The organism is Corynebacterium striatum ATCC 6940 (assembly GCF_000159135.1).
GTDB lineage: Bacteria > Actinomycetota > Actinomycetes > Mycobacteriales > Mycobacteriaceae > Corynebacterium > Corynebacterium striatum.
The window spans coordinates 92056-102422 of record NZ_GG667520.1 but is presented as its reverse complement, the minus strand read 5'-3'; the positions used below and the strand labels follow the sequence as shown (position 1 = coordinate 102422).

Here is a 10367-nt window from a genome sequence, read left to right as displayed (position 1 = left end):
GCTCACGTAGGTTGAGAATCGGAGCCTCCCCACTGCAACCTACGAGTAGTGCAGCAGCGCCCAGAGTAGTAACCAGCAAACCAAGAGAGCGAGACTTTGGGAGAACCTCCGAGAGAGAAGAAGCAAGGCTTCTTCAAATAACAAAGGTTCACCCTGTGCGCTGGCACTTTGTGATGAGAATGCCTAAGAGTGGGGCCACCGGGGCTCGAACCCGGGACCAGCGGATTATGAGTCCGCGGCTCTAACCGACTGAGCTATAGCCCCTATTTACACCCGACGGTGCGCTAATAGAATACATGCACGGCTTAAGACACCCACAAACGCCCCTTAAACTGCCTGCCCGTTATAAAAACTCAGAATTGAATCCCCTCGTCTTAAGGCATTGTTTCAACCGAAATAACAAAATAACCCAGTGGCACAAAGCACCTAACAGTTCCGCGCGCTCGTCACCTCGTCTTCTCCCTAAGGCAAAACAAGACGCATAAAAAGTGCTAAGTTCTTCCTGTTAGCCGCTTCTTCCACAAGGGACTCGGTTTCAAAACTGCACGTAGGTAGGTTAGGAACCCAACTCGACCACGGCAACACTTTACCGGTTTTAGCGTTAAAGCAACTGAAATTCGCCCCTTTTCAAGCCTTGAAATTGTACCGACACCTCCGAGCCGAAAACCCGGCACGAGCTGGCGATTTGTAACAACTTACAAAGGTAGATATAGTTACTTCACGTCGCAGAGAGCACTTCCAACAGCTTTCCGCACACATTATTCCTCCATAGCTCAGTTGGCAGAGCATTCGACTGTTAATCGAAGGGTCACTGGTTCGAGCCCAGTTGGAGGAGCAGACAGGAACCGCCTGATTTCAGGCGGTTCTTTTTTCGTTTTGTATCGCGTTGGTTCAGGGCTAAGTAGCAAAATGTGTGTCCGCTACGGCGTGTCGTGGGTACGTATCTCCAGGTATAAAGCCTCCTAGGAGCTACGTGGCTTCCATCGTTGTGAGCACAAGGTGCGCGCCTCGGACATCGCACATACCAGTTTGTGTGCGCCTCGTTTGAGGCGGCGTAGAGGGCCGGTATGAAGCCTTTAAGCGTTCCACCTGCAATGCGCTGCAGGTAGCTAATCTAAACCGTTGCATTCCGCTCTGATGAACCCCCGCGACAATGAAGTTGTATTCACGGCTTCTAAGAGTCGGATGCTGTGGACTACCACAGACTCACATCGAAAGCGGTATTTCGCTATCTAACCTGGCCTATTTCGTATTCGATGAAACAAACCAAGCGTTTATATATTCTGGCCAGCACCAATGCTTGGAATCAGACACACTTTTTGCTACTTAGCCCTTGGTTCATAAGACTTTGGGCTTGGACTTCCCTACTGCTGGTCGAACACAGTGGGCTTTAGGGCCTCGAGGATGTCGTTGTGGTCGCCGGTCTTGTTTGCGCGCTTTATGTAGTGCCGGCCAGTGATCGCGGGGCTTGTATGCCCAAGATGTCTGGCAGCCTCCTCAGCCCCCTTCTCGCGGGCGATTACGGTTGCGACGGTGGAGCGGAAAGACTTCAGCTTGATGTGCTTAAAACGCGCGCCACGTGCCTGCCGGAACCTATTGCCGAGGTTGTGCATGCTGTGCATCGTTCCGGCCCTGCTGGGAAACACATAAGGCACATTCGGATCGCGGCGGGCAAATCGCTCACGCAACATCTCCGCAAACCATTCAGGGATGACAATTTCGCGAAAGCCGGCCGCGGTCTTCGGCTCCGGCTGCCGAACTAACTTTCAGTCTTGGTATACGGCACAGCCACTGACAATCATCGTCGCCGGCTTGCTATCTAAGTCCACTTCGTCCCACAGCAGCGCGGGAAGTTCGCCCGGACGAATTCCGGTTGCCATGTAGCAGCACACAATCCCTGAAAGGTCGGTACGCTTTCCTTGACTTTCCCAAGCAAGGATCTGCGCAAGGAGCTCATTGAACTCCTCCGGTGTAACCTCAACCGGTTCAGCGCGCGGCAAATGCGGCAGCTGAGCAGTCCGCGCGGGGTTCTGTGCCCATAGCTCAAGCCCTTGACGCTCAGCTATCGAGAAGGCATGTAAGAGCAGAATTCGCAGATGCCGCGCTGAAGCAAGCGAGCTGTCCGCCACTCGTGACAGCCAAGAATGGACTACGCGCGCCTCACAATCTTCCAAGCGGAGATTCCCCAGCGCTGGAATGCCCCGCTCGCCTACGAGAAACCGCCGTGCACGCTGATACATGTTCACGGTTTGAATTCGATTTCCTTGCCCGATTTCCCCAGTGCGCAATGCTTGCAGAGCAATGTCAACCAGCTCCAACACCGTCATCCGCGCCGTGACGGCAAAGCGCTGCTCGTTGAACACCAGTGCCCAACCACGTTCTTCCAACAGGCGTTGCACTTCTTCCCTACTGGCGCCAACCTCACTAAGTTCAACGATGGCACCGCTGAAGTCCTTCGTCCGCCCTATGGCCTTCCACCCCATATCAGTGCGTACTACGTTGTCAATGACAACGCCGCCTACCTTGGGCTCACTATTTTCCTCCATGCTCTATTGGACTGATCAAAAGTGCGATTAGTTCCAATCCCAAATGAAGACTTAAATTTGGCCTACCCACTGAGAAATACAAAACCGCCGCATTGGAACACAATGGGTGTTCCAATGCGGCGGTTAGTTTATGTCAGAGTGAACTGCGGGCTGGTTACTTTTCCAGCTCTTCCTCCGGAGCTACGACCTCTTCAAAACGCGGTACCTCATCCGCCACCAACTCAGTGCTAAAGTCTGGCAGACGCTTTCCCACTTCTAGAAGCTCTGCAATTGCTGCAACCGAGCGCTGAGCGCCCTTGCCATCGCCATATGGGTTAACGGCATTAGCCATTGCAGAATAAGCGGCATTGTCATCAAGCAGAAGCTTCGCTTCCGCCACGATCAGATTGCGGTCGGTACCGACGAGCTTAACGGTGCCAGCCACCACTGCTTCTGGGCGCTCAGTGTTTTGGCGCATGACCAAAACCGGCTTGCCCAAGGAAGGTGCTTCCTCCTGGACTCCGCCAGAGTCGGTCAGGATAATGGCCGCACGGTTCTGGAGCTTGGTGAACTGATCGTACGGAAGAGGATCAGTAATGATGACGTTCTCTAGCGCCTCAACCTCCGGAAGAACTGCTTCGCGGACCTTTGGGTTCAGGTGCAGCGGCAGCGCAAAAATAGTATCCGGATATGCCTTTGCTAGATCCTGTACAGCACCACCGATCTCCTTCATCGCGTCAAGGTTCTCGCGGCGGTGTGTGGTGACAACAACGAAACGCTTGTCCGAGTTTGCGGCCTCAGCAAGAGTTGGATCCGAAAATTCGATGTCCCAAGTTGCTGCTTCAAGGAGAGCATCAATCACCGTATTACCGGTTATAACGATGTCCTTAGAACGAACGTCCTCGCGGCGCAGGTTCTCCATTGCGCCTTCAGTCGGCGCAAGGTGCAGCGCAGCAACCTAACCGATGATCTTACGGTTTGCTTCCTCCGGGAACGGGGACAAGATGTTGCCGGTACGCAGTCCTGCCTCCAAGTGAACGATCTGCACGCCACGGTGGAAGCCAGCAAGAGCCGCTGCCATGGCCGTTGATGTATCACCCTGGGAAATGATGACGTCCGGCTCCTCAGCGACGATGATCTCATCGAGGCCGGCAATTGCACGGGAAACAATCTCATTGAGGGTCTGTCCCGGCTTCATCAATCCCAGGTCATGCTTGGGGGTAATTCCAAACATGGTGTTTACCTGTTCCAGCATTTCCTTGTGCTGGCCAGTAGAGACTGCAATAGACTCGAAGCGATCATCAGCCTCTAGGGCTTTGATGACCGGTGCGACCTTGATTGCTTCAGGTCGAGTACCGTACACAGTCATAATTTTCGGCTTAGCCATTGTGCTCCTTGAAAGCGTTTTAGGTGTCATACCAATATTTGCTGTTTCGCCAATGATTACACGTTTCTGTCTCTTCGCGCGCGGGTATGACCAAGACTGGGGTAAGTTCCCAATGCGATCTGTTTAATTAGAGACTTGAACTGCTCCATCTGGATTGACAGTTACCGTCGCAGCCATGGCCTTTGCCAGATTTAGGCGCTGCCAGGAGCCTGCTTCGCCCTGCCAGTCGAGGGGGTGGCCGGCTGGGTTTGCGGTTTGGCGAAGCACCTCGGCGCGCTGCTCCCAAGTGAGCTCGGGATGGGTTGATTCGAGCAGGACCGGCGCGGCCTTCGGGACAATCATTGGAGCATCGGTGGCATAAGCTGGCTTAAAGCCGTAGTCCAGCATCGGAGCATAACGCTCAACCGCCTGCTCGTCGGTAGCGTAATTCTTACCCGCATCAGCCTGCTGGGCTACGAGCTCGGAGATGTCCTTGCCAGTGCGCCACTTCATCTCGGCACGGATTTCGGCTGCTGCTTGGTCAAGCGCATCGTGCATACGTGGATCGTTGAGACGGTCGGCTGCTGCGGCCTGTCCCGTCATACGGCCGCCGATAACGTCGAGCGGATAATGCACGCCCATGACCACGCGGTGGTTGCCAGCTTCCGCGCCGCGCAGCACGAGCTGCGGTGCAACCTCCGGGAGCATGTGGGCCATCAACGTGGTGATCCAAGTTGCCTGGTTTGTATGGCCAGACGGAAAGGCTGGCGTGGTGCCGTAATAGTCCTTCTTACCGTCGTTGTACTTGTGAATAGCATCGGGTGCTACCTGGAAAGGACGTCGCACGTTGAAGTGGTACTTTTCCGCGAAGGTAGAGCTAGCTAGTCCGCCCGCACGAGCTAGGTAGCCATTTCCCAACAGGTACTCCGTCTTTGGCAGGCGGTGCTCGGCAAGAGCATCGCGGAAAGCGGCGCCAAACTCCTCACCCAGTGCGTCAGAAACCGCAAGCATCACGCCGTCAGTGTCAGCAGCCGCATCTTGCTGAGCGCGCTTAATCAGCGCTGGATCATCAGCAGCAGCGTTGTTGATGGCGATGGCCTTTTCGAGGTTCTCATCCATGATTGGCTGCTGGGTCTTCACATGGTCAAACATGCGGACTACTTCCCAGTAGACGCCGTATTGGTAGGAAGAGACATCGGAAGGAAAGCCAACCAAGTAGTCGGTGGTGAATGGAGTTGGGGTTGGTGCGCCGTCATGCTGGACTGCTGGGGCACCACTGCTCGATCCGGTAACAGCCCCCGTAAGCGCTGGCATCGAAGACGATAGCTGTGCACTAGCCGGCGCAGGATTCACATGTGCGCCTGCACCCGCTACACCCACTGCCAGAATTGCGGCCGCTACAGAACGGCGGGAAGTAGCAACTATCGAATAACGATGACGAACCATATTTACTTTCTCCATTGAATTAGCGACAAGAACGCACAGAACGCTAGCTGCATAAGGTGGCGAGAAAGTTAAATTTTTCCGGCTAAAAGATGATCTTTTGCGGCAGAGTGAGGGCCTTAGCTGAGTTGGGCTTAGGTCCGGACGCTGCTTACTTTATCTTCGTTCGAATCCGAGCTGACAGGAACAACACCGATGGCGGCCGTGGTCAGGGCGGCGATGGCTATTGCGGCTGATGCCGCTTGCGAGAGACAGGATCGAGCGGTCACGTCTTTAAGCTATCGTGCTTAACCCGCGTTGGGAAGCGGTCACAATAAATTTCATCAACCCACCACTACACCACCGATACAGGTAGGCTGGGTGAGGTTATTAGCGTTAAATCACTACCTGAAGGGTGAGATACTCCAACCATGATCCAATTCGTAGTAGGCGCCGCCGCAGGTTATGTCTTTGGCACCAAGGCCGGCCGCAAGCGTTATCACCAGATCAAGGGCGCATACGAAAAAGCGATCAACTCCCCCGTCACCAAGAACGCTTTAAACGCCACCCGCAAGGCAGTGGCGAACAAGCTCGATCCAGAACCCCGCATGAAAGAGGTAAAGGATCTAAGCCGCGGCCGCCGCATCAAAGGAAAACAGCTAGACGGCCAAGACCGTATCTACGAGCCCGACGAAGATTAATTAGGCTGCGGCCCACGAAACGCCCTGTCATTGAGCTCGCGGCGGGCCTGCTCGAGGGCGACGAGATCGGCGAAAAGCGAGTTATAGGCTTGCTCGTCATCGGAGGGGCGCATGCGGCCTAGTTGGGCCTTAATTTGGGCTACTTGGTCGCCCACGCGGACTTCCTGGAGGCGGGAAAGCACGCTGTCAGCATAGACCTCCCAAGCCTTGGGATCGGACTCATCGCCCACCTTGATCGGCTCAACAGCAAGCTCACTGACAAAGTTGCGCGCCGTGAGATCGAGCATCTCCCCTGCCACAGCAGCGATCCATTCCACGCTGGGCAGGTTGGCTCCGGCAGCAACGCCACCGACGGTAGAGATAGCCTCCCGAACGATACGATAAGACTCATTCGAGTACGCATCGGCGGTAATCCCGTCGAAGTAAGAACCGGCAAGGCCCGGGTACTGCAAGGCCAGCTTTAGGGCCTCCCGCTGCGGCCACAGGTGGGTCTCACGGGGGCTCGGCACGTGGAAGACCGGAGTGTTCTGTTGCGCGGGAGCGGGCGTGCCGGCTTTAATCGGGGCGTCGGCAAGCCGTGCCCTCTTGTCCTGTTTCTTAGGCCGGCGAGCCTCCTGCTGAACCTGCTGCAGGACTTCCTCCGGGTTGGGCCAACCCACCCAGCCGGCTAGGCGGCGGGCGTACTCACGCTGCAGCGGGGCGTCGCGAATCTGCGCTACCACGGGCACCGCACGACGCAATGCTTGCAGACGCCCCTCTGCGGTATCAATGCGGTGTTCGCTAAGCACCGATTGGATGACGAACTCGAACATCGGGATGCGGTCCGCGATGAGCTCACGCACCGCGGCGTCGCCCTTGGCCAGGCGCAAATCGCAAGGGTCCATGCCATCCGGCGCCACGGAAACGAAGGACTGGCCCGTGAACGCCTGCTCGCCTTGGAAGGCGCGCATGACGGCCTTTTGTCCAGCCTCATCACCGTCGAAGGTATAGATGAGTTCGCCGTTGAAGTAGGAATCATCCAGCATCAGCCGGCGCAGAACCTGCAGGTGGTCGCCGCCGAATGCAGTGCCACAGCTGGCCACGGCAGTCTTTACGCCCGCCGCGTACATCGCCATGACATCGGTGTAGCCCTCCACCACCACTGCCTGATGGGCCTCAGCAATGTTGCGCTTGGCCAGATCCAAGCCAAAGAGCACCTTGGACTTGTGATAGAGCATAGTCTCAGGCGTGTTCATGTACTTGCCCAAGTTGTCATCATCAAAAAGCTTGCGCGCGCCGAAACCGATGACGTTGCCGGATAGGTCCTTGATGGGCCACAGGAGGCGGCGGTGGAAGCGATCGATGGGCCCGCGCTTGCCCATCTTGGAGATGCCTGCGGCCTCTAGTTCCTCGAAGGAAAAGCCCATGCGCAGCAGGTGCTTGGTGGCCGTATCCCAACCTTCCGGGGCATAGCCACACTCAAACTCATAGATGATCTCCCTGCTAAAACCACGGTTCAGCAGGAACTCGCGCGCGGTGGCCGCCTGTGGGGTCTCCAGCTGTTGGCGGTAGAACTCGTGCACAGCCTTGTTTGCCGCGATGAGGCGCTGGCGCGTGCCGGGCTTTTCGTTACGGTTGCCCGTGCTGCCGCCCTGATAATTGATGTGATACCCAATCTTCTGGGCCACTGCCTCGACAGCTTCTGGGAAGGAGACTTGCTCCATCTCCATGAGAAAGCTGAATACGTCTCCGCCCTTGCCTGTAGAAAAGCAGTGGTAGTAGCCACGCTGCGGGCGTACGTGGAAGGACGGAGTCTTTTCTTCCTTGAAAGGTGACAACCCCTTCAAGGAGTCATAGCCAGCCGGCTTGAGCTGGACGTACTCCCCCACGATTTCCTCGATTGGCGCGCGTTCACGGATCGCTTGGATGTCGCTCTCCGGAATTCTGCCTTGTGCCATGCGCTAAAGATTACCCCGCGCGGTCTCGCGGGGCTTGGGGTGGGTCTCCCAGATGGTGTCGTTTAGTAGTCCGCTACACAGATAACGGCGACGAAAGGCAGTTTACCCACCGAAAGGGGAAGCAAAAAGGCCTGAAAGCCACACTGTCTTTTGTATGCAGTTCCGAGTCACTTCACGTTGGTGTTAAGGGATCGACTGGATTTCTCGATCAGGCGCTACGCCTGTAAAGATGGGGGTATGGCCAATCCCCCCTCCTCTCAGAAGAAGCCGCTCGCAGCAATCGGCGGCGTGCTCGTGGTACTTGCAGCCGGCTACTTCGGAATCGACCTGGCAGGGAACTCTGATGGTGATAGCAGCGCTTCTTCGGCCGGCTCGAGCGCCACTGCGCCGACTACCGCTGCGCCGACGACTGCTGGGTCTCGGGACGGGTCGGCTAATTCCGCCTATCCGCAGTGCGCGATGGACTCCTTGCCCAAGGAAGCCGAGGATACCGCGGAGGACATCTTGGCCGGCGGGCCTTATGAGCACCCAGACAATGACAACAAGCGCTTTGGCAACTACGAAGGCGTGCTGCCTAAGGAGTCCAAGAACTACTACCGCGAGTACACGGTGGACTCGCCTGGCGTGAACCACCGCGGTGCCAAGCGCATCGTCACTGGTGGCGGCACCGAAACCGACCCTGACGTGTGGTACTACACCGACGATCACTACGAATCCTTCTGCGAGATCCCTGATGCTGAATAATCTCTCCAAAGTACTTATCACGCAGCCGCTGGAAAGCCGCGAGGATCTATACGCCGCCCTAGGCACCATCCGCGGTTGTGACGCCTGCATGGCGCCGCCCAACCTCGACGCTCTGGCGGACTTCCTGCGCGAGCACAAGGTGGAAACCATCGTGGCCTCAGCATGGAAGCTGTCCACCACTGACACCGCGGCGGTTCTCGAGGTGCTTGGGGACAACGGCGTTCTTCTCTTCCGCTGATCTTCTTGCGCTGGGCCCTCCAAGTTTGCCTGCCCACACCAGGCAAAGCGCAGTAAGTAGTAAGACTTCCAGCCGAAACTCTAACCTCACTCTTCAGTCAACAGGGGTGCCATGTCTACGTCTCATTTCTGCAAATAAAAAGAAAATGCGATGGCCCAGAATACGCGGTTAAAATGTAGTTTTATCTGGAATTGCAGCTCGGATTTTCGACTGGACTTAGATTTGTTCGAATTCATCAACTCACAATGTCTACCCCCACATGTAGATTGCGAGATAATCAAATTAGAGGAGGTACGCCATGTCATTGACCATCAATCGAACAAACAATTCAGAATTGCAAACTCGTAGAAAAATGCTCACTCATCAGCTCGTGGATAAGTACTCTTCTATAGAGGGACAACCAATCACTCGACGCGATCTGCGAGACCTGGCTTCCATGGGATGTCTCACTCTTGAAGAGCGTGAGCTTTATGATGAGCTTCGCCGTGTCGAAATGATGCTCGACCTCGATGAGTGAATACCCACACCCGAGAATCTTCGGGGAGGACGCAGCACGAGATTTCGCGGACGAAGTACATTCAACGATCAAAGCTGCACTACCTGTTTCAGACAACGATTTAGATGCCGATTTCATACTCAATGAAAGCAACGGCATCTTCGTTTTGTCGGTATTAGCACCGCTCTACTACGGACGGAAAACAACCTCAGCAGAAAAGCGAGTCGAATCAGAACGCAGCGATCTTTATACCCTAGTTGTGGAATACAAACTCACACAGGATCGCGATTCGAAGTTCTTAACCGTCAGGAACAGCGCATTCGAGATTCGTGTTCACACTCAATCTGCAATTAAGTTTGAATACGAACGTGAGAAAGAGCGCGCACCAGCAGCACATATCCATTTTTCTGGGATCGGCGGCTTGTTGAGCCCTGCGCTAATGAAAAACGGTAAGACAAAGAAAGATGACCCTCGCAAAGACGGAAATCTGAAGGCTCTCCACATTCCTGTCGGTGGTCATCGGTTTCGACCTTCACTCGAAGACTTCTTGTATTTCACGATTGAAGAGTGCGGCTTTCAGAGAAATGAAGGTTGGGAGAAGGCTCTGAAACTTTCGCGCAATTCATGGTTTGATATTCAGCTACAAGCTGCCGTTCGAGATAACCCTGCAGTGGCGATGAAGGCCCTTCAAGAGCTTGGATTTAAGGTGTCTCCTCCGGAGTCAGGGTGCCCAACGCCACGGAGACATTCCAGCTGGTAACTGTAATGATGAGCATGACAGCCAATTTGTCAGCTCCTCGTTCTACGCCGTTGGCGGTTTCTCTTCGCCTCGTCCACAATCTCTCCTCGTAAGGACAAGAATAGTCTTCAGCTGCGGGACTTTCGCGCACCATTTAGCAACCTGAATGGTGCGCGAAACTTGACAATTCGATTTTCGA

At 55.2% G+C, this 10367-nt stretch carries 9 protein-coding genes, 2 tRNA genes and 1 pseudogene; 6 read left to right on the top strand and 6 right to left on the bottom strand.

Annotated elements, in window-relative coordinates; genetic code table 11:
• Positions 1–190 precede the first annotated feature (190 nt).
• A tRNA-Ile gene (locus HMPREF0308_RS02815) sits at positions 191–264 on the bottom strand.
• Positions 265–762: 498 nt separating this feature from the next.
• Between HMPREF0308_RS02815 and HMPREF0308_RS02810 the strand changes: the two genes are divergently transcribed.
• A tRNA-Asn gene (locus HMPREF0308_RS02810) sits at positions 763–835 on the top strand.
• 529 nt (positions 836–1364) lie between these two features.
• Here the strand turns inward: HMPREF0308_RS02810 and HMPREF0308_RS02805 are convergent.
• The 4 genes and pseudogenes from HMPREF0308_RS02805 to HMPREF0308_RS02790 all read right to left on the bottom strand — a co-directional run bounded on the left by HMPREF0308_RS02805 (position 1365) and on the right by HMPREF0308_RS02790 (position 5337).
• Entirely contained in the window at positions 1365–1613 is a 249-nt protein-coding gene (locus HMPREF0308_RS02805; RefSeq protein ID WP_141276794.1) for a hypothetical protein, read from the bottom strand.
• Positions 1614–1766: 153 nt separating this feature from the next.
• Positions 1767–2483: a hypothetical protein gene (locus tag HMPREF0308_RS02800; protein ID WP_169305107.1), complete on the bottom strand. Its 717-nt coding sequence runs from the start codon at positions 2481–2483 to the stop codon at positions 1767–1769.
• A 217-nt stretch (positions 2484–2700) separates the two neighbouring features.
• A pseudogene (gene wecB, locus HMPREF0308_RS02795) lies at positions 2701–3912 on the bottom strand (non-hydrolyzing UDP-N-acetylglucosamine 2-epimerase).
• Positions 3913–4035: 123 nt separating this feature from the next.
• The gene (locus HMPREF0308_RS02790) at positions 4036–5337 is read right to left on the bottom strand and encodes an acid phosphatase (protein WP_034656771.1); all 1302 of its coding nucleotides are present in this window, start codon (positions 5335–5337) and stop codon (positions 4036–4038) included.
• A gap of 407 nt (positions 5338–5744) precedes the next feature.
• On the opposite strand from HMPREF0308_RS02790, the gene HMPREF0308_RS02785 reads away from it, so the two are divergent.
• Entirely contained in the window at positions 5745–6014 is a 270-nt protein-coding gene (locus HMPREF0308_RS02785) for a hypothetical protein (protein WP_005528476.1), read from the top strand.
• Here the strand turns inward: HMPREF0308_RS02785 and dnaG are convergent.
• Positions 6011–7951 carry a DNA primase gene (gene dnaG, locus HMPREF0308_RS02780; protein ID WP_005528474.1) on the bottom strand — a complete coding sequence of 647 codons (1941 nt, stop codon included), beginning with the start codon at positions 7949–7951 and terminating at the stop codon, positions 6011–6013. The two genes, HMPREF0308_RS02785 and dnaG, sit on opposite strands and share 4 nt — an antisense overlap.
• Before the next feature lie 237 nt (positions 7952–8188).
• Here dnaG and HMPREF0308_RS02775 point away from each other — a divergent pair, with 237 nt between their 5' ends.
• The 4 genes from HMPREF0308_RS02775 to HMPREF0308_RS12940 all read left to right on the top strand — a co-directional run bounded on the left by HMPREF0308_RS02775 (position 8189) and on the right by HMPREF0308_RS12940 (position 10189).
• Positions 8189–8695 carry a guanyl-specific ribonuclease gene (locus HMPREF0308_RS02775; RefSeq protein WP_005528473.1) on the top strand — a complete coding sequence of 169 codons (507 nt, stop codon included), beginning with the start codon at positions 8189–8191 and terminating at the stop codon, positions 8693–8695.
• Positions 8685–8933, top strand: a complete 249-nt coding sequence (locus tag HMPREF0308_RS02770; RefSeq protein WP_005528471.1) for a hypothetical protein — start codon at positions 8685–8687, stop codon at positions 8931–8933. The genes HMPREF0308_RS02775 and HMPREF0308_RS02770 overlap by 11 nt, the downstream gene beginning before the upstream one ends.
• Before the next feature lie 298 nt (positions 8934–9231).
• Entirely contained in the window at positions 9232–9450 is a 219-nt protein-coding gene (locus HMPREF0308_RS02765; protein ID WP_034656768.1) for a hypothetical protein, read from the top strand.
• A complete protein-coding gene (locus HMPREF0308_RS12940) occupies positions 9443–10189 on the top strand; it encodes a hypothetical protein (RefSeq protein WP_005528467.1) in 747 nt (248 codons plus the stop codon). The genes HMPREF0308_RS02765 and HMPREF0308_RS12940 overlap by 8 nt, the downstream gene beginning before the upstream one ends.
• Positions 10190–10367: the final 178 nt, after the last annotated feature.